Below are 407 nucleotides of genomic sequence, written 5' to 3' on the forward strand. Positions count from 1 at the left end.
GCTTTACACGATCAAAGATGGTGAAGCTATCGTATTATCGAGTATTCCTTTTAATGCAAATTGGTTAAATCAACAATATGCTGAAATTATCCAAGCAATCTTATTTGATGTTGTAGGCTATGAAGTAAAACCTCACTTTATTACTACTGAAGAATTAGCAAATTATAGTAATAATGAAACTGCTACTCCAAAAGAAACAACAAAACCTTCTACTGAAACAACTGAGGATAATCATGTGCTTGGTAGAGAGCAATTCAATGCCCATAACACATTTGACACTTTTGTAATCGGACCTGGTAACCGCTTTCCACATGCAGCGAGTTTAGCTGTGGCCGAAGCACCAGCCAAAGCGTACAATCCATTATTTATCTATGGAGGTGTTGGTTTAGGAAAAACCCATTTAATGC

Annotated in this window: 1 protein-coding gene; it reads left to right on the forward strand. The window is 36.6% G+C overall.

Annotated elements, in window-relative coordinates:
• Window positions 1-407 (forward strand): DnaA ATPase domain-containing protein (locus tag KDK95_RS39075; protein ID WP_249162354.1); only part of this gene is annotated, 407 nt, incomplete at both ends.

This window comes from Actinospica acidithermotolerans (assembly GCF_018139625.1).
In the GTDB taxonomy this organism is placed as follows: domain Bacteria; phylum Actinomycetota; class Actinomycetes; order Streptomycetales; family Catenulisporaceae; genus Actinospica; species Actinospica acidithermotolerans.